Raw genomic sequence first — 20,363 nt, forward strand, 5'->3', positions numbered from 1 at the left:
CACGCCTCTAAAAGCGTTAAGAACATTCGTTCTGTATATGTAAAAGATCAGAGTGCTAGTGTTAAAGATGGTGAAGTTTCTGATTTTAGAGTGAACTTAAAAATCACTTTTGAAGTAGAGTAATTTCCTGCTTATATCTAATAAAACAGCCTGAACAAAATGTTCAGGCTGTTTTATTTACTTTTAGTTGAAACATAAGCTAAAAAGACAGATTATATATTTAATTTAGTAGTCCAAAATAATAGAAGTTATATTATTCTAAAATTAATAATGAGAAAGAAAAAGAAACTAACACTTAAGAGAATCCTGAAAATAGGGTTTGGAATTGTAATATTTTTTACACTTCCTACTCTATTGCTTTTTGGATTTTTATATTTAAAATACAATGAGCCGTTACCAACAGGAATGCAAGGCGAACAAGCAGATGCTTTAGCTACAAAAATGTTAACTGCTTTAGATTATAATAAGTACAAAGCAACAGACTATATAGAGTTTACATTTAAAAAACGACATCATTTTAAATGGTATAAAACCGAGAATACCTGCGAAGTTTATTGGAAAAACTACAAAGTACATTTAGATTTTAATGATCCTACAAAAAATGAAGCCTTTGTAAACAACACTAAAATTAAAGACAAACAAGCGAAAGAAGCTATAGAAAAGGCAATAGACCTTTTTAACAACGATACCTTTTGGCTAGTTGCACCTTACAAAGTATTTGATCCAGGAACTGAACGTAGAATTGTAAAAACTGAAGATAATAATGAGGCATTACTAGTCACTTACACCAATGGAGGCTCTACTCCTGGAGATTCGTATTTATGGCATTTGGACGAGAATGGTAAACCAAAAAGCTTTCAAATGTGGGTTTCTATATTGCCAATACAAGGTTTAGAAGCCACTTGGAATGCTTGGACAACTACAGACACAGGAGCGCAATTACCAACATTCCATAAATTAATGATTTTAGGTATTGAGATTGAAGGGATAAAAACAACTCCAGAAGAAGGAGTGACATACTATTATCCTAATAGAGAACTTTACAACACAGGGAATCGAGAAAGTGTAGAGTTAGATTCTTTAAAAAATTTTAAAGACCTACTTAAACACTTAAACGCACTTTGTCTTGGTGGTAAAAGCTCAATAGTTTCTGTTAAAAATGATTCTATTAATTTTAAACTAAAACCATATTTTGACTGCTCAAACACTTTAAAATGCTATTTCACAAACAATATCATTCAAATTAAAAATAGTACAATAAAACATCCTTCAATTTATGACACATCTATTGATAGCCTTCCAAAATACTTAGATGAAATTGGTGTTTATAGAGGAAAAAACTACAGACCAAATCGAAATAAAATAAGTATTTTTATAAGTCAAGATTCTCTAAATGAAATTTCTTCATTAAAACACATACTTTTAAAGGTAACAACCGATTTTAACGAGCTCAATAAAAAACATGAAGATAGCCTTTCTTTACATATTGAATTTCAGGAGTTTCTTCCTAGCGATGTTCCACCTCCACCTCCACCTCCACCTCCAAAGGTTTAGAATAATTAAAGCAGTTATAAATAGCTGTGAGATTCCTCCTCATTCTTCGTTCTGGATGACATCATAATTAAAAATAACACTTAGTTTTAAACTTTCATTATTAGATGATAACTTTTCATTATTCACTTTTAACTTCTCACCACTCACCACTCACCACTCACCACTCACTATTAACAACTCACTACCTACTACTCTTCTGTCCAACAAATTGCTGTTCTTTAGACTTAAACAACACATTAAAAGTGGTTAAACTACCATAAATACGTGTGATGTATTGCTGTAAATCAATCTTTTCTTGTTCTTGTAAATTACTAGAATTTACTTTTTGTTCCATAACACGCAAGCGATCACGAACCATTGTTATTTTATGAAAAAAGTCTTCAATTTTAATTTCTTTCGATTTTAAATTGGTGTCTTCTGGTTCTAAAATTAATTTTCCGCCTTTCCATTTATCACCAATTGGCACAACTTCAGAAACATCGCTATATTTTTTTAAAATTTTTACTAAGCTACGTTCCACTTCAAAAAAGCTTACGGTATCTACATCATCTTCAGCAGCTTCAATAATTTCAAATTCGGTATCCAAATCAATGGTTTCTAATCCGTTGTCTATAAAAGTGACCCAATAGTGTTGGGAAGTTACATTTGTAATTACGCCTTTTCCAAATTCGTTGTGGTTAATTCTAGAGCCTATTCCTAGTAGTTTCATTTAATATTTGTTTTTATGCTTCCGCTTAAACGGAAATCTTATTTACTATTCAATTCGTATTAAAACAGAAGTTTTCAAAATAAAAAAACATTCTAAACCGAAATTAAAAATTTAATATGAAATCTTCAATACATTTTAATAAAATCCTAACTAATTCGGCTAAAAAAAGAATGCTAAAAACCGTATCTTTGCAACTTTGCTAAAAGAAAAAGGAAGATTCCTATTTATGACGAATTACGAAGAAAACATTGAAGTTCAAGGCGCTCGCGTTCACAATTTAAAAAACATAGACGTTACAATTCCCAGAGAAAAGCTAGTAGTAATAACTGGTTTATCTGGAAGTGGAAAATCGTCTTTGGCTTTTGATACTATTTATGCTGAAGGACAACGTCGTTATATCGAAACGTTTTCGGCATATGCACGTCAGTTTTTAGGAGGTTTAGAACGACCAGATGTCGATAAAATCGATGGTTTGTCTCCTGTTATTGCAATTGAGCAAAAAACAACTAGCAAATCGCCACGTTCAACTGTTGGTACAATTACAGAAATTTACGATTTTTTACGGTTGTTATATGCTCGTGGTAGTGATGCTTATAGCTATAATACTGGCGAAAAAATGGTGAGTTATAGTGACGAGCAAATAAAACAATTAATTACCGAAAGTTATAATGGTAAACGCATTAATGTTTTAGCTCCTGTTGTTCGCTCTCGTAAAGGTCATTACCGCGAATTATTTGAGCAAATTGCCAAGCAAGGCTTTGTAAAAGTGCGCACAGATGGCGAAATAAAAGACCTTGTAAAAGGCATGAAGCTAGACCGTTATAAAACTCATGATATAGAAATTGTAATCGATAGACTAAAGATTGATGATGACGTAGATAACGATAAACGACTAACCGAAAGCATAAATACAGCCATGTATCATGGCGACGATGTGCTTATGGTTATTGACCAAGATACGCAAGAGGCTCGCTATTTTAGTCGTAGTTTAATGTGTCCAAGTTCAGGGATTTCTTATCCAAATCCTGAGCCTAATAACTTTTCGTTTAACTCGCCAAAAGGTGCTTGTCCTAATTGTAATGGGATTGGAACTTTGTATAAAGTCAATGAGAAAAAGATTGTTCCGGACGAGTCGCTTTCTATAAAAAATGGTGCTTTAGCTCCTCATGGAGCAGAAAAAAAGAGCTGGATTTTTAAGCAGTTTGAAACTATTGCGCAACGTTATAATTTTAAATTAACAGACGCTTACAAAGATATCCCGAAAGACGCCAAGCAAATGATTATGTATGGTGGAAACGATAAGTTTTCAGTAGAAAGTAAAACGTTAGGTGTAACACGCGATTATAAAATAGACTTTGAAGGTGTTGCCAATTTTATCGAAAATCAATACAACTCTGCAGATACAACCTCATTAAAACGTTGGGCTAAAGAGTATATGGATAAAATTGAATGTGCTGAATGCCATGGCTCTCGCTTAAGACAAGAATCGCTTAATTTTAAAATTAATGAGAAGAATATTGCCGAATTAGCAACTATGGATATTGTTAATTTAGCAGAATGGTTTAAAGATTTAGACAAAAGACTAACAGGAAATCAGCTTAAAATTGCTGAAGAAATTATAAAAGAAATAAAAACCAGACTTCAATTTTTATTAGATGTTGGTTTAACCTATTTATCACTAAACCGAAGCTCAAAATCGCTCTCTGGTGGAGAGGCGCAACGTATTAGATTAGCAACACAAATTGGCTCGCAATTGGTTGGTGTACTCTATATTTTAGATGAGCCAAGCATTGGATTACACCAACGCGATAACGAAAAACTCATTAATTCTCTAGTATCATTAAGAGATATTGGCAATTCTGTTATTGTTGTAGAGCATGATAAAGATATGATTGAACGTGCAGACCACGTGATTGATATTGGGCCACGAGCAGGAAAATATGGAGGCGAAATTATTAGCCAAGGCACACCAGAAGAATTATTAAAACAAAATACATTAACTGCGGAATACCTTAATGGTAAACGCGAAATTGAAGTGCCTAAAAAACGTAGAGAAGGCAACGGAAACTTTTTAGTCCTAAAAGGATGTACTGGAAATAACTTAAAAAATGTTTCGGTAAAATTCCCATTAGGAAAAATGATAGGTGTAACAGGTGTTTCTGGTAGCGGAAAATCCACATTAATTAATGAAACCCTCTACCCTATTTTAAATGCAAATTATTTTAATGGTGTTAAAAAACCAATGCCTTATAAGAGCATTAAAGGTTTAGAGCATATAGACAAAGTTATAGATATTAACCAATCTCCAATTGGTAGAACACCACGTAGTAATCCTGCAACGTACACAGGTACATTTAGCGAAATACGAAGTCTTTTTGCTAAAATACCAGAGGCTATGATACGTGGTTATAAACCTGGTCGATTTAGTTTTAATGTTACTGGAGGACGTTGCGAGACCTGTAAAGGAGGAGGATTGCGTGTTATAGAGATGAATTTCCTTCCAGATGTTTACGTAGAGTGTGAAACCTGCCAAGGTAAACGTTTTAATCGCGAAACTTTAGAAATAAGATATAAAGGAAAAAACATTAGTGATGTGTTAAACATGACTATTAATGAAGCTGTTGACTTTTTTGAACACATCCCTAAAATTAACCGAAAACTAAAAACTATAAAGGATGTTGGTTTAGGATATATCACATTAGGACAGCAAAGCACAACACTTTCTGGTGGCGAAGCGCAACGTATAAAATTAGCCACAGAATTAAGTAAACGCGATACAGGTAACACGTTTTACATACTCGATGAGCCTACAACTGGCTTGCATTTTGAAGACATTAGAGTATTAATGATTGTGCTAAATAAACTGGCTAACAAAGGCAATACAGTTTTAATTATTGAACACAATTTAGATGTTATTAAAACTGTAGATCATATTATTGATATTGGTTACGAAGGTGGACAAGGTGGAGGAGAAATTATAGTTGAAGGCACTCCAGAACACGTAGCAAAACATAAAAAAAGTTACACGGCTAAATTCTTAAAAAAAGAACTAATTTAGCAAGCTGAATACTGAATACTGAATACTGAATACTGAATACTGAATACTGAATACTGAATACTGAATACTGAATACTGAATACTGAAAAATATGAGAAAAGAACAACATCCAAAAGGTTGGAATGAAAATAAAACAAACGATTCTTGGGCGATTTTTAAAATCATGGGAGAATTTGTTAGTGGATTTGAAAAAATGAGTCAAATTGGACCTTGTGTATCTATTTTTGGATCTGCAAGAACAAAACCAGAAGACAAATACTATAAATTAGCCGAAAACGTAGCCACTAAAATCTGTGAAGCTGGCTATGGAGTTATTACTGGAGGAGGACCTGGTATAATGGAAGCTGGTAATAAAGGTGCACATTTAGCTGGTGGAACTTCGGTAGGATTAAATATTGATTTGCCATTTGAGCAGCACGATAATCCATATATTGATAACGATAAAAGCTTAGATTTTGATTACTTTTTTGTTAGAAAAGTAATGTTTGTTAAATACTCTCAAGGTTTTGTAGTGATGCCTGGAGGTTTTGGAACTTTAGACGAGTTGTTTGAAGCTATTACACTTATACAAACTAATAAAATTGAAAAATTTCCAATAATTTTAGTAGGTGTAGAATTCTGGGAAGGTTTAATGGATTGGGTAAAATCAACACTTTTAGATCGGTTTGCGAATATTAGCGCTAAAGATTTAGATTTAATTCATTTAGTAGATACAGAAGAAGAGGTGGTGACTATTCTAGATAATTTCTATAAGGAATATGGTTTAAGTCCAAATTTCTAAAATGCAAATTATAATGCGTAAACAATTTATAGTATCTCTTTTACTATGTTTAAATGTGGCTACTTGTTTCTCTCAAGAAACATTTAAAGCCATGTTTTATAATTTACTTAACTATCCTTTGCAAGAACCTGCTGCAACACGTTTAGGGTATTTGGAGTATGTTTTAGGCACCTATCAGCCAGATTTATTTATGGTATGCGAACTTAACAATAGCTCTGGAGCAAACGATATATTAGGATCGCTTCAAACTATAAATAGTAACTTTGCTATGGCTAGTTTTGAGCTTAACACTTCAGACGATAACATAAGTGACCAAAACGATTTACAAAATCTATTATATTATGATAGCTCTAAGTTTATTTTAGAAAGTCAAGCTATTGTAACATCAATTTTTAGAGATTTTAATCATTATACCTTAAAATTAAATAGTGTTAATCAAAGTAGTAATCCTGTAATTTTTCATATAATTGTTTGTCACCTAAAAGCGTCTAGTGGCACTAACAACCAACAATTACGTTTACAAATGGTTAACGATTTACAAACCTATTTAGATACCTTTAATGGAGATGAATTGGTAATATTGGCTGGCGATTTAAATGTATATACGTTTTCAGAACCTGCTTTCCAGGAACTTACGGACAACTCTAATACAATTCATTTTATAGATCCAGCAAATAGAGTTGGTAGTTGGCATAACAACGCTAATTATGTGGATGTTTTTACGCAATCTACAAGAACAGCAACGGGTTTAGGAGGCTCAACTGGTGGATTTGACGACAGGTTCGATTTTATTATGACCACTCCAAATCTTTCAAACAATTTAGAATTACAATTTAAAGCCAATTCGTACCAAGTATATGGCAACAACTCTAATAATAATTGTTACAATAAAGAAATAAACTCATTGGATTGTGCAGAAGACAGCGATGCTACTATTGCAGATTTTGGATTTGAAATACGAAATGCTTTATATAATTTTAGCGACCATTTACCTGTAACTATTGAATTGGAAACCAATGAAGCTTTACTTAATATTGAAGAATTTACAATAAATCAACCTCTATTAGCGTTTAAAACTACCAATATAGCTAATGCTTCAATTACTCTTAAAGCAAATCCAATACTAACAACCAAAACTATAACCATTTATAATACACTTGGACAACTTGTGCTTAGTAGTAGTGTTAAAAATGAAGAGGTAATAGTAAATACATCTTCTTTATCTAACGGAATATACTATATTACAATCCCAAGTATGAATGTAGAACCTCTAAAGTTTGTGAAACTAAATTGATAGTACGTTATCTAAGTTTTGTGTGTTGTTTACTCATTAGTTTTTCGGCCTTAAGCCAGAATACTATTGATGTAAATGCTGTTTTTGATATTGAGAACAAAAGCATTTCAATAACACAAACTATTCAATATAAAAACACTTCCAATACTACATTAAATTCTATTTATTTAAACGATTGGAGTAATAGTTACTCCGAAAAAGACACACCTCTTGCAGAACGTTTTGCAGACGAATTTAAAAACACATTTCACTTTGCCAAAGATGAAGATCGTGGTTTTACAACAATCCAATCTATAACACAAAACAGCACTGCTTTAAACTATAAAAGATTAGAGAAGCAAATAGATGTTATTAAAGTAGAATTAGATCAACCACTTGCTCCCAATTCTTCCTACATCTTACAATTAAAATATACAGTACAAATCCCAAACGATAAATTTACACGCTATGGCATAACAAGCGATAACGATGTCAACCTACGCTATTGGTATATTACTCCAGCAATTTATACTACAGATTGGCAACATTTTAGTAATAAAAATTTAGACGATGCTTTTATTCCGCTAGCCAATTTAAATTGGAGGATTACAATTCCAAAGACACACACACTTATTTCGGAATTAAACACTATAAGTAATCAAGATAATGGAAATACAAAAACCATTACACTCTCTGGTAAACAACGAAAAAACACTAAGTTACTCCTTAAAACAGAGTCAAAATACAAAACAATTGAAACCGATTTTTTTGAGGTGCTTTCCGATATAGATGATGAAGGCTTAGACAGAACCGAAAAAGCAATAGCAACAGATAAAGTTGCACAGTTTATAACTAATGAGCTTGGTGATTATCCGCATAAAACCTTATTAATTACTGAAATTGATTATAAAAAAGACCCAATTTATGGTATTAATCAACTGCCAGATTTTATTCGTCCGTTTCCTAGCACATTTCAATACGAATTAAAAATACTTAAAACAGGATTATTAAATTATTTAGAAAATACGCTTCTTATTAATCCAAGAAAAGAACACTGGTTGTTAGATGGTATCCAAGTGTATTATTTAATGAAATATGTAGATACGTATTATCCAAACATGAAACTTTTAGGAAACCTCTCTAATGTATTTGGAATTAGATCCTTTCATGCTGCAGATTTGGATTTTAACGATCAATATGGCTTTATGTTTATGCACATGGCAAGAACAAATCTGGACCAACCATTAACAATGGCTAAAGATTCGTTATTAAAATTTAATAAAAATATAGCAAATAAATACAAAGCAGGAGTGGGTTTAAAATATTTAGAATCCTACATAAACTCTAATGTTATAGAAGAAACAATTTCTGAATATTTAGCGCAATATAAGTTAAAGGAAACCACACCTAAAGACTTTAAAACACTTTTAGAATCTAAAACCAATAAAGATTTAGAATGGTTTTTTTCTGAATATCTTCAAACAAACAAACGTATAGATTACAAGATTAAAAAAATCAAAAAAACCGAAGATTCACTAACAGTAACACTTAAAAATCTTCATAATAACACAATGCCAATATCTTTGTTTTCGGTTAAGGATGATAGCATATATTCAAAACGTTGGGTTACAGGATTTACTAACGAAAAAACCATTACAATTCCTAGGGACGAAGGCAATAAACTAGTTTTAAATTACGATAATACCATACCAGAATTTAATAATAGAAACAACTGGAAATCTCTAAGAGGCTTTTTATTTAATAATAAACCACTACAATTTAGGCTGTTTAAAGATATTGAAGACCCTAATTACAATCAGGTCTTTTTTATGCCAGAATTTGATTATAATTTTTACGATGGATTTTCGCCAGGATTAAAATTGTATAACAAAACAGTGTTAAGTAAACGCTTTCTGTATAATTTTAGTCCTAAATACGCTATTAAGAGTAAGCAACTTATTGGATCAGGATCTGTACAATACAATTTTAGACCTCAAAACCAAGATTTGTACAGAACTCGTATTGGTGTTGCAGGACAATACGCTAATTATGCGCCAGATTTATCATTTACAAAATTTACGCCTTTTATAAATTTCAGTTTTAGAAATCCAGACGATTTAAGAGATAACAAAAAGCGCTTTTTAAACGCTAGATTTACCAGAATTGCTAGAGACGAAGATATTACTGGTGAGTTTAATACAGAAGATGAGCCAAATTATAGCGTGTTTAATGTAAGTTATGGCGAACAAAACCCAAATTTAAAAAATTATTTTGGCTGGAATACAGATTTACAGTTAGCCAAAAATTTTGGAAAAGCAGCCTTTACTTTTGAATTTAGAAAACTCACTGAAAATAACAGACAATATAATGTAAGACTATTTGCAGGTACCTTTTTATATAACAGTACGTACCAAAATTCAGACTATTTTAGCTTTGCACTAGACAGACCAACAGATTACTTATTTGATTATAACTATTTAGGTCGCTCAGAAGACACAGGAGTTCTTAGCCAGCAATACATAGTTGCAGAAGGTGGTTTTAAATCTAAACTCAGTACGCCATTTGCTAATCAATGGATAACTACAATAAACACAAGTACAACCATTTGGCGCTACATAATGGCTTATGGAGATGTAGGATTTGTTAATAACCATGGCTCTACTCCAAACTTTGTTTACGATTCTGGAATAAGACTTAATTTAGTAGAAGATTATTTTGAGTTGTATTTACCAGTATATTCAAATTTAGGTTGGGAAATAGGACAACCAAATTATGATCAAAAAATTAGATTTGTGATTACTTTATCTCCAAAAACACTTCTAAAATTATTTACTAGACGTTGGTATTAATATGACTTTTTTAGATTATTAAATCTATAACGAAATCGCTCTGTTTTATAAAATCTTAATTTATTCTAACAAAAAATAGCTTTTTACTGATTATTCAATAATTTTTTAAGACTTTTTTAAATTGCTAAAATCGTAATTTATAGCTAAATTTGTATTTAATATTTTCCACGCTATGCAGACTAAAACAGACACTCAAAAAAAAGTTTCTTTTGAAGATTTTAAAACAGAAGTTTTAAACGATTATAAAATTGCAGTAACTAGTAGAGAGTGTAGTTTATTAGGTCGTAGAGAAGTACTAACTGGTAAAGCCAAGTTTGGTATTTTTGGTGATGGAAAAGAAGTCCCACAGCTTGCTTGGGCAAAAGCGTTTAAAAATGGAGATTTTAGATCTGGTTACTATAGAGACCAAACCTTTATGATGGCCATTGGAGAGCTTTCTATCCAACAGTTTTTTGCTGGTCTTTATGGTCACTCAGACATAAACCACGATCCAATGTCTGCTGGAAGACAAATGGGAGGCCATTTTTCTACACATAGCTTAGATGAAGATGGAAACTGGAAAAACCTAACCAAACAAAAAAATTCAAGTTCAGATATTTCGCCTACTGCAGGACAAATGCCAAGACTTTTAGGTTTGGCACAGGCTTCTAAAATTTATAGAAATGTAAAAGGAATTGATACTACTAAATTTTCTGATAAAGGAAACGAAGTGGCTTGGGGAACTATTGGTAATGCAAGTACTAGCGAAGGCTTATTTTTTGAAACTATAAATGCTGCAGGTGTTTTAAAAGTACCAATGGTAATGAGTGTTTGGGACGATGAGTATGGTATTTCGGTACATGCAAAACACCAAACTACAAAAGAAAACATTTCGGAAATACTAAAAGGCTTTCAAAGAGAAAAAGATACAAATGGCTTCGAAATTCTACGCGTAAACGGTTGGGATTACGCAGCGTTGGTGGATACTTACCAAAAAGCGTCGCAAATTGCTAGAAAAGAACATGTTCCTGTTTTAATACATGTAAACGAGTTAACGCAACCACAAGGTCACTCTACTTCTGGCTCGCATGAGCGTTATAAAAATGAAGAACGCTTAGCTTGGGAAGCGCAATACGATTGCAACGTTAAAATGCGAGAATGGATGGTTTCCAACAGCATTGCTACAGACGACGCACTTTCTGCAATAGAAAAAGACATAAAAAAACAAGTTAGAGATGGCAAAAAAGCGGCTTGGTCTGCATATATAAACCCAATTTTAGAAGAAAGAAATACTTTGGTTTCCCTTTTAGAAACCCTTTCTGTTTCTAGTGCTAATGCTGTATTTATTACGAAGCTTAAAGCAGATTTAGAACAAATTAGCGAACCTATTAGAAAAGATATTATATCTGCTGCAAGAAAAGCATTACGCTATGTTATAAGTGAAAATTCTTCAGAAAAAAACCAACTCGTAGAATGGATTAATAACTATATAGCAACAGTTCAACCAAAATACAGCTCACATTTATATAGCGAGTCTAAAAATTCTGCATTACATGTAAAAGAGATTACACCTACTTACGATGCAAATGCAGAAGATGTAGATGGTCGTATAATAATTCGCGATAATTTTGATGCTATATTTAACAACTATCCTGAAGCCTTAATATTTGGAGAAGATGCAGGCCACATTGGTGATGTTAATCAAGGCTTGGAAGGCATGCAAGCAAAATATGGAGAATTGCGTGTGGCAGACGTTGGGATTAGAGAAGCCAGTATTTTAGGACAAGGTATTGGGATGGCAATGAGAGGATTACGACCAATTGCCGAAATACAATATTTAGACTATATTCTATACGCGTTACAAATAATGAGTGACGACTTGGCAACATTGCATTACAGAACTCATGGACGACAAAAAGCACCTTTAATTGTAAGAACTAGAGGTCATAGATTAGAAGGTATTTGGCATTCTGGCTCACAAATGGGAGGCGTTATTAATCTTGTGCGTGGCATCCATGTTTTAGTCCCTCGAAACATGACTAAAGCTGCTGGTTTTTATAATACCTTATTAGAAAGCGACGATCCTGCACTTATTGTAGAGTGTTTAAATGGCTACCGATTAAAAGAAAAAATGCCTAATAATATTGGTGAATTTAAAACACCAATTGGTGTTGTAGAAACAATAAGAGAAGGAAGCGATATTACTTTAGTGTCTTATGGTTCTACATTGCGTATTGTGGAGCAAGCTGCAAAAGAACTTGTAGAAGTTGGTATTAATGCTGAAATAATTGATATCCAATCCTTACTCCCTTTTGATATTAATCATGATATTGTAAAAAGTATAGCAAAAACTAATCGTTTAATGGTTATTGATGAAGACGTTCCTGGAGGCGCTTCTGCTTTTATTTTAAACGAAATTGTAAACACTCAAAACGCTTATAAACATTTAGATAGTAAACCAACTACTTTGGCTGCAAAAAACCACAGACCAGCTTATGGAACAGATGGTGACTATTTCTCAAAACCATCTGTAGAAGATGTTTTTGAAGCTGTTTACGAAGTGATGCATGAAGTCAATCCAGAAGACTTTCCTAAATTGAGGTAAATTAACACCAGAAAACCCAAAGTGCTTTAGTTTTTTACTAATTTTATAATAACTTAAAAAACTAAAGCTATTAAAACTTTAAGATTATTCCTTTTTACCATTGCAATTCTTTTTATGCATTTGTCTTATGCTCAAAAAGAGTCTGCAAATTGGTATTTTGGTGATTTTGCTGGTTTAGATTTTAATAGTGGTTTTCCTGTCCCTAAACTAGATGGAGCGCTTTCAACAAAAGAAGGCTGTGCCACAATCTCTGATTCTAATGGAAATTTATTGTTTTATACCGATGGAACAACCGTTTGGGATAGAACTCACAATGTAATGCCTAATGGCACAGGCTTATTAGGTGATAGCTCAAGTACAGAATCTGCGATAATAATTCCAAAACCAGGTAACTCTTCTTCTTATTACATATTTACTACAGATAAACCAAACTATTATCTATCTCCAGACGATCCTATTGAAGGCACAAACTACTCTGAAGTTAATATGAGCCTTAATAATGGTTTAGGTGATGTTGTAGAATCCAATAAAAACAATCACTTAATCACATATAATCCAAGTGATCCTATTGAAAATGAATACAAATCTTCAGAAAAACTAACAGCTGTAACTCATAGCAATGGTTTTGATGTTTGGGTTATTACTCATTTTATAAATAAATTTTATGCCTTTAAAGTAACTGCTAATGGTGTAGAAGAAACTCCTTACGTGTCCACAACATCGTTAACAATAACACCAAGAATTAATGAAGCTGGATCCAATATTACAGCAATTGGCTACTTAAAGGTTTCTCCAGATGGAGAAAAAATTGCAATTGCACATAGCTCTACATCTTTAGGAAGTCCTAATACAGGTAGAAGACGTTCTGGAAGAGTGTTATTATACGATTTTAATAATACTACAGGAGCAGTAACTAACCAAAAAAATATTATACAAAACACCTATCCTTATGGCATAGAATTTTCTCCTAACTCTAACTTACTATACGTTACAGCATCAGAGTTTACAATAGAAGACACGTTTTTAAATAGTAAACTTCTTCAATATAATGTAGAGAGTAGTAATGTAGCAAACTCACAACAAGTAATAAGTACTTCTCAAAATGTTGCAGGTGGTTTACAGTTGGCTATAGATGGAAAAATATATAGAGCTGGTTATGTCGTTTTTGGGCAAGGTAGCCATCTTTCTGTAATTAACAACCCAAACGAAATTGGTTCAGCTTGCAACTATTCGCATAACTCGATTTATTTAGAAGGACGAAATGCTCAAATTGGCTTACCTCCATTTATTCAATCAATCTTTAAGTTTTCTTTCGATTTTGAAAATAGTTGTTTAAACGATTCTACACATTTTTTTATCACCTCAGAGGACCCTTATGATAGTGTTTTATGGGATTTTGGAGACGGAAACACTTCTACCGTAATTGAACCATACCATACTTACACACAACCAGGAACCTATACTGTGAGCTTAATACTTTCCATAAATGGTATAGATTACGACCCTTTAATAAAGCAAGTTACCATTTCTGAAATTCCGGAAGTTATTACAACAACTTATGATTTAATAGCCTGTGATAGCTTTGATGATGATTCAACTGATGGTATAACGACTTTCGATTTAACTGTTGCGAATAGCGCATTAGTTTTAAATGCTGGAGCCAGCGAAATTGATGTGTTTTACTACCATACTCTACAAGAAGCTATTGATGATGAGCATAATTACAATGCGATAAATAATTCTTATACAAATCAATTTGAAAACGAAATTTTGGTTGCCAAAGTAACTAAAGCAAACACTATATGTTATGATATTGCTTATGTGCGCTTACAAACAAAAGACTCTATTGACCTTAGCACTTATTTTTTAGAAACTTGCGATAGTGAAAATAGTGGTACTGCAAATTTTAACTTAAATACAGTAAGAACTCAAATTTTAGCAGACTTAAATCTACCTGGAACAGTAACTATAAATTTTTACGAAACAGTTTCTCAAGCATCAAATACAGCAAATAGTCTTCCAGATAATTATACGTCAACATCCAAAACAATAGTATTTACAGTAGATAATGAAAATGTGTGTTATGGACTAGGAGCATTAGAGTTAACAGTTGCTTCTTTCCCAAATGTACAAGACCAAACTATTACAATTTGCCATAACGATTTACCTATAGAAATTTCTACTAATATCGAAGCTCTTTTTATAAATGATTATGAGTATCAATGGAATACAAGTGAAACTACAGAAAGTATATCAATAGAAAATGCTGGAATATATACTGTAAGAATTTCTAATCCATTACTAAATTGTGAAAAAGAAATAATAGTACATGTTATAACAAACCAAATTCCAGAAATTACAGAAATTAATGTACAAGGCAATACAGTAATTATAGAGCTCAATCAACCTTTTGATGGTTATGAGTATGCATTAGATAGTCCATTTGGCATTTACCAAACTTCCAATGTGTTTCAAAATGTAAGTATTGGCAGTCACGAGGTTTTTGTGAGAGATATTAACCAGTGCGAAACTGTAAACAAAACGTTTAATGTTTTAGGATTTCCTAATCACTTTTCTCCAAATAACGACAACAATTTAGAGTATTGGAATGTTAAAGGATTAGATACAGAAAATAATAATGTAATTCTATATATATACGATAGATATGGTAAACTCCTCTCCATATTTAATCCTTTAAATAGCATGGGTTGGAATGGCAAATTTAATAATAAACTTTTGCCTCAAAGCGATTATTGGTATGTTTTAAAGCTCTCTAACGGAAAAACCTATTATGGCCATTTTACATTAAAATTATAAAACATGTTATCAAAACAAGATAAAGTACAATTACGTAGTACCATTTTTAAACATTTAGATGGTATTGCAACAGCAACTACAGCTTTTGCGCTCTATAAAAAAGGTGTTTTAGAAACACTATTAAAAGACAAGCGTGTAAGTTTATCTACTTTAAACGAAAAATTTTCAGCTAATAAAGGCTATTTAAACGTTGCTTTAAGAGTATTATGCTCTCAAGGTTGGCTTAACCAAGAGATTGACAATACTACAAATACTATACAGTATTCTACAAACTCCAATAGTGCTAAGGCTTTTATTTTAGCACATTTATATGAAGATGCTGTAAAACTTCTCTCCTATTCTGTAAACTTTCCTGAAGAGCGTATTGGTGCAGACGCGTTTATTGCTTTAGAACGAATTTTTAAAAATTACGAGAATCACTTCGGTTTAAAACAAAACGATGCTATAGAGCAACAAGTTTTAAAACATATAGAAGGTTGCATTGTCGCTCCAATAATTGTGTTACTTGGTGTTAATGGCTTGTTTCATAAGTATTTTATGGAAGCCTCTTTTACTGCAGAAGAATACCATAAAGACCCTGAAAGTTTTAAAAAAATACTAGATTTCTTTGCACATTTAGGTTGGTTTACTAAAAAGAAAAACACCTATCAATTTACAGATCAAGGGTTGTTTTTCGCAAAAAGAGCATCTGCTTATGGAGTAACCGTTTCGTATTTACCAACGTTTTTACAGTTAGACGAGTTGCTTTTTGGAAACCCATTAGTGTTAAAAACAGAATCTACAAACGATACCGAAAAGCATGTACATCGAGAAATGAATGTTTGGGGAAGTGGTGGCGCACACGCAACGTATTTTAAAATCATAGACCAAGTTATTATTAACCTATTTAACAAGCCAATTGACGAGCAGCCAAAAGGTATTTTAGATATGGGTTGTGGCAATGGAGCCTTTATACAACATATTTTTGATGTTATAGAGCACCAAACTTTAAGAGGTAAGCTGTTAGAAGAGCATCCACTACTTTTAGTTGGTGCAGATTTTAACCAAGCCGCTTTAAAAGTAACACGAGCTAATTTAATTAAAGCCGATATTTGGGCAAAAGTAATTTGGGGAGATATTGGCAGACCAGATATATTGGCTAAAGATTTAAAAGAAGATTATAATATTGAACTCAAAGATTTACTAAACGTACGTACATTTTTAGACCATAATCGCATTTGGGAAGCGCCAAAACAACCCACTAATAGAATAAGCAAATCCTCAGGAGCTTACGCTAATAAAGGCAAACATTTAAATACTAATTTAGTAGAAGATTCCCTTTTAGAACACTTTACCAAATGGAAACCTTATGTAGAGCGTTTTGGATTATTAATTATAGAACTTCATACTGTAAACCCTAAAATAGTTTCAGAAAATTTAGGAAAAACAGCAGCTACTGCTTACGATGCCACACATGGTTACAGCGACCAATATATTTTAGAGGTAGATATATTTAATACCATTGCTACAGAAGCTGGTTTATTGCCAGATCCAAATTATTTTACAACATTTCCAAATAGCGAATTAGCAACTGTAAGCATCAATTTATTAAAAGGAAAATAAAACAATACATGAATAAAGAGAATCCATTAATTACAAGAGATTGGCTAGCTATAGAACGTACAAAACTAGCCAACGAACGCACATTTTTAGCTTATTTTAGAACGTTTCTGGTTTTGTTAGGCACAGGAATTACAATTCTTAAAATAGAAATTCTTTCGGATTTAAAATACTTTGGGATAGCACTAATTATAACCTCTGGCATATTGTTAATTATTGGCTTAGTTAGACTTTTTAAAGTAAAAAAAACAATTAGAAACCTTTATAATCAAAAATAACAGTAATATATGAAAGCAGTTTCTGTTGTCACTATTAGAAAAGAATTAAAACACAAGTCGTCGGAAGAATTAGCAGAACTCTGTTTACGATTATCTCGGTTTAAAAAAGAAAATAAGGAACTCCTCACCTACTTACTTTTTGAGTCGCATAGCGAATCTGGTTATATAGAAACAGTAAAACAAGAGATCGACGAGCAGTTTGAGGCTATAAACACCAATAGTTATTTCTATATAAAAAAAAGTGTTCGTAAAATACTTAGAAACATAAAAAAGTATGCTCGCTACTCGTTAAAAAAAGAGACTGAAGCAGAACTTCTCCTCTACTTCTGTAAAAAATTAAAAACCTTTACACCTTCAATTAAACGAAATACCACACTTATTAATATTTACGAACGTCAACTATTCACTATAAAAAAACTAGTTTCTAATTTTCATGAAGACTTACAATACGACTTTAATTTAGAGTTAGAAGAACTTGAGGGTTAGTCACTATATCTTCAGTTAAAAAAAAGCAAAAAACACTAAGCGTTGCAAATCTTAAATAAAATCGTACCTTTGCACCTTGAAAAACGCAAACGCGTTAATTGACTCCTCAGAGTGAGGATGTGTTACTAGAAGTTTTAGGTTAAGTATGTTCAATGCACTTCTATTCGTAACACCACATAGATTTGACATTGAAATACATAACAAAGAATGAGCACATTCCAAGAATTAGGTCTTAACGAAGACCTTTTAAAAGGTATAACAGATTTAGGTTTTGAAACACCATCTGAAGTACAAGAAAAAGCAATCCCAATTTTATTAAACGAAGAGACAGATTTGGTAGCTTTAGCGCAAACCGGAACTGGAAAAACGGCTGCATTTGGTTTTCCAATGCTACAAAAAATTGACATAGACAGTCGTACTACACAAGGTCTAATACTCTCTCCTACTCGTGAGTTGTGTTTGCAAATTGCAAACGAAATGAAAGCCTATGGTAAACACTGCAAAGGGTTAAACGTAGTTGCTATTTATGGAGGATCTAGTATTACAGATCAAGCACGCGAAGTAAAACGTGGCGCACAAATAATTGTAGCAACTCCTGGTAGAATGAAAGATATGATTAACCGTAGGTTAGTTGATATTACTAAAATCGAATATGCGGTTTTAGATGAAGCCGACGAGATGCTAAATATGGGTTTTAAAGAAGATATTACAGATATACTTTCTGGAACTCCTGAAGATAAAAACACCTGGTTATTCTCTGCAACCATGCCAAGAGAAGTGGCAACAATTGCAAAGAAATTTATGCATAATCCACAGGAAATTACTGTTGGACATAAAAACCAAAGTACAGATACAGTTTCTCACGAGTATTACTTAGTCAATGCACGCGATCGTTACCAAGCCTTAAAACGTTTGGCAGATGCGAATCCAGATATATTTTCGGTAATATTTTGTCGTACAAAACGCGATACACAAAAAGTTGCAGAGCAATTAATAGAAGATGGTTATAGTGCTGGAGCGTTACATGGCGATTTATCTCAAAACCAACGAGATATTGTGATGAAACAATTTAGAACACGCCAAATACAAATGCTTGTGGCAACAGATGTTGCTGCACGTGGTATTGATGTAGATGATATTACACACGTAATTAACTACCAATTAAGTGACGAAATAGAAACCTATACACATAGATCTGGTCGTACAGGTCGTGCTGGTAAAACAGGGATTTCTATGGTTATTGTCTCTAAAAGTGAAGTGCGCAGACTAAAGAGTATCGAACGTATTATCAATCAGAAATTTGAATTAAAAGAAATTCCTAACGGAATGGAAATTTGCGAGGTCCAATTAATGTCTTTAGCAAATAAAATACATAACACTGAGATAAATCGCGAAATTGATAAGTACTTGGAAGATATCAACGCTTTATTCGAAGATACATCTAAAGACGAATTGATTAAAAAATTCTTCTCTGTAGAATTTACACGATTCTTTAACTATTATCAAAAAGCGAAGAACTTAAATGTTGCTGCAGGAGACCCAAATCGTGGTGAATCTCGACCATCTAGCGGAAATGCTGCACGTTACTTTATAAATGTTGGTGAAAAAGATGGCTTTGATTGGATGAAGTTGAAGGATTTTTTAAAGGAACAATTAGGATTAGGAAGAGACGATGTATTTAAAGTAGATGTAAAAGAAACGTTTTCGTTTTTTAATACTGAAAAAGAAAACCAAGAAAAAGTATTGGCATTCTTTAACGATTTTAAGCATAATGGACGTTTTGTAAATGTTGAAATTACTGAAGATAAACCAAGTCGTGGCGGAAGAGGTCGTGGTGGTGGAGGCGGAAGACGTCGTGATGGAGGTTCTGGAGGAGGACGCAGAAGACGTGATGATAGCCCAAGACGCTCACGTAGTTCGGATTCTGGAAACAGAAGCGACAGACGTAGTAACGACGATAGAAAACCGAGAAAAAGCGATAGAGATAAATCGGAATTTAAAACTACACACTCTAGACCAAGACGCTCTAGACGATAAGTAAATAAAATATAATTTTTAAAACCTAAGTTAACGCTTAGGTTTTTTTTTGTAATGTCATTAAGAGCAAAGCGAAGAATCTACATGTTTATACAAAAAAGAAGCTTCATCTAAACAATAATAAATTAAACAAAGTAGTAATGCTATCACTTGTCATTCAGAGCAAAGCGAAGAATCTCTTAATGACTGCAAAAACAGAAATCTCAATTTAATAAAATAATAAAACGCACTCAAAGTGCAGTTTATGTGTCATTCAGAGCAAAGCGAAGAATCTCTTAATGAATACAAAAACAGAACCATCAATTTAATAAAATAATAAAACGCACTCAAAGCGCAGTT

Annotated in this window: 13 protein-coding genes; 12 read left to right on the forward strand and 1 reads right to left on the reverse strand. The window is 32.6% G+C overall.

The features are described 5' to 3' along the window. Together ACVC5O_RS05205 and ACVC5O_RS05210 are read left to right on the forward strand one after the other, a co-directional pair. The coding region (locus ACVC5O_RS05205; RefSeq protein ID WP_452220531.1) for a dodecin family protein at positions 1 to 123 on the forward strand (123 nt) is incomplete at its 5' end. A 147-nt stretch (positions 124 to 270) separates the two neighbouring features. Beyond that, positions 271 to 1,554 (forward strand): hypothetical protein, encoded by a 1,284-nt coding sequence (locus ACVC5O_RS05210; protein WP_452220412.1) that lies wholly within the window; start codon positions 271 to 273, stop codon positions 1,552 to 1,554. Between the two features lie 181 nt (positions 1,555 to 1,735). On the opposite strand, the gene ACVC5O_RS05215 is transcribed toward ACVC5O_RS05210, so the two are convergent. Then, positions 1,736 to 2,263 (reverse strand): hypothetical protein, encoded by a 528-nt coding sequence (locus tag ACVC5O_RS05215; RefSeq protein ID WP_452220413.1) that lies wholly within the window; start codon positions 2,261 to 2,263, stop codon positions 1,736 to 1,738. Between the two features lie 226 nt (positions 2,264 to 2,489). On the opposite strand from ACVC5O_RS05215, the gene uvrA reads away from it, so the two are divergent. The 10 genes from uvrA (at position 2,490) to ACVC5O_RS05265 (ending at position 20,024) form a co-directional block, all read left to right on the forward strand. Then, positions 2,490 to 5,321 (forward strand): excinuclease ABC subunit UvrA, encoded by a 2,832-nt coding sequence (uvrA, locus tag ACVC5O_RS05220; RefSeq protein WP_452220414.1) that lies wholly within the window; start codon positions 2,490 to 2,492, stop codon positions 5,319 to 5,321. A 90-nt stretch (positions 5,322 to 5,411) separates the two neighbouring features. After that, positions 5,412 to 6,101 (forward strand): LOG family protein, encoded by a 690-nt coding sequence (locus ACVC5O_RS05225; RefSeq protein ID WP_452220415.1) that lies wholly within the window; start codon positions 5,412 to 5,414, stop codon positions 6,099 to 6,101. A 13-nt stretch (positions 6,102 to 6,114) separates the two neighbouring features. Next, the gene (locus ACVC5O_RS05230) at positions 6,115 to 7,395 is read left to right on the forward strand and encodes a T9SS type A sorting domain-containing protein (protein WP_452220416.1); all 1,281 of its coding nucleotides are present in this window, start codon (positions 6,115 to 6,117) and stop codon (positions 7,393 to 7,395) included. Continuing rightward, entirely contained in the window at positions 7,392 to 10,223 is a 2,832-nt protein-coding gene (locus tag ACVC5O_RS05235; protein WP_452220417.1) for a metalloprotease, read from the forward strand. The genes ACVC5O_RS05230 and ACVC5O_RS05235 overlap by 4 nt, the downstream gene beginning before the upstream one ends. Before the next feature lie 172 nt (positions 10,224 to 10,395). Then, positions 10,396 to 12,807 (forward strand): alpha-ketoacid dehydrogenase subunit alpha/beta, encoded by a 2,412-nt coding sequence (locus tag ACVC5O_RS05240; protein ID WP_452220418.1) that lies wholly within the window; start codon positions 10,396 to 10,398, stop codon positions 12,805 to 12,807. A 114-nt stretch (positions 12,808 to 12,921) separates the two neighbouring features. Next, entirely contained in the window at positions 12,922 to 15,624 is a 2,703-nt protein-coding gene (locus ACVC5O_RS05245) for a T9SS type B sorting domain-containing protein (protein WP_452220419.1), read from the forward strand. A gap of 3 nt (positions 15,625 to 15,627) precedes the next feature. After that, positions 15,628 to 17,226, forward strand: coding sequence for a class I SAM-dependent methyltransferase (locus ACVC5O_RS05250; protein ID WP_452220420.1), 1,599 nt, complete (start codon positions 15,628 to 15,630; stop codon positions 17,224 to 17,226). Between the two features lie 8 nt (positions 17,227 to 17,234). Continuing rightward, a complete protein-coding gene (locus tag ACVC5O_RS05255) occupies positions 17,235 to 17,501 on the forward strand; it encodes a DUF202 domain-containing protein (RefSeq protein WP_452220421.1) in 267 nt (88 codons plus the stop codon). Positions 17,502 to 17,510: 9 nt separating this feature from the next. After that, positions 17,511 to 17,987 carry a hypothetical protein gene (locus ACVC5O_RS05260; RefSeq protein ID WP_452220422.1) on the forward strand — a complete coding sequence of 159 codons (477 nt, stop codon included), beginning with the start codon at positions 17,511 to 17,513 and terminating at the stop codon, positions 17,985 to 17,987. 207 nt (positions 17,988 to 18,194) lie between these two features. After that, the gene (locus ACVC5O_RS05265) at positions 18,195 to 20,024 is read left to right on the forward strand and encodes a DEAD/DEAH box helicase (RefSeq protein WP_452220423.1); all 1,830 of its coding nucleotides are present in this window, start codon (positions 18,195 to 18,197) and stop codon (positions 20,022 to 20,024) included. Positions 20,025 to 20,363 lie beyond the last annotated feature (339 nt).

The organism is Lacinutrix salivirga, from assembly GCF_053604675.1.

Bases quoted from the DNA above. Each gene is read 5' to 3' on its own strand.
- ACVC5O_RS05210 (WP_452220412.1), top strand. From the start codon at position 271: ATGAGAAAGAAAAAGAAACTAACACTTAAGAGAATCCTGAAAATAGGG.
- ACVC5O_RS05215 (WP_452220413.1), bottom strand. From the start codon at position 2,263: ATGAAACTACTAGGAATAGGCTCTAGAATTAACCACAACGAATTTGGA.
- uvrA (WP_452220414.1), top strand. From the start codon at position 2,490: ATGACGAATTACGAAGAAAACATTGAAGTTCAAGGCGCTCGCGTTCAC.
- ACVC5O_RS05225 (WP_452220415.1), top strand. From the start codon at position 5,412: ATGAGAAAAGAACAACATCCAAAAGGTTGGAATGAAAATAAAACAAAC.
- ACVC5O_RS05260 (WP_452220422.1), top strand. From the start codon at position 17,511: ATGAAAGCAGTTTCTGTTGTCACTATTAGAAAAGAATTAAAACACAAG.
- ACVC5O_RS05240 (WP_452220418.1), top strand. From the start codon at position 10,396: ATGCAGACTAAAACAGACACTCAAAAAAAAGTTTCTTTTGAAGATTTT.
- ACVC5O_RS05245 (WP_452220419.1), top strand. From the start codon at position 12,922: ATGCATTTGTCTTATGCTCAAAAAGAGTCTGCAAATTGGTATTTTGGT.
- ACVC5O_RS05250 (WP_452220420.1), top strand. From the start codon at position 15,628: ATGTTATCAAAACAAGATAAAGTACAATTACGTAGTACCATTTTTAAA.
- ACVC5O_RS05230 (WP_452220416.1), top strand. From the start codon at position 6,115: ATGCGTAAACAATTTATAGTATCTCTTTTACTATGTTTAAATGTGGCT.
- ACVC5O_RS05265 (WP_452220423.1), top strand. From the start codon at position 18,195: ATGAGCACATTCCAAGAATTAGGTCTTAACGAAGACCTTTTAAAAGGT.
- ACVC5O_RS05255 (WP_452220421.1), top strand. From the start codon at position 17,235: ATGAATAAAGAGAATCCATTAATTACAAGAGATTGGCTAGCTATAGAA.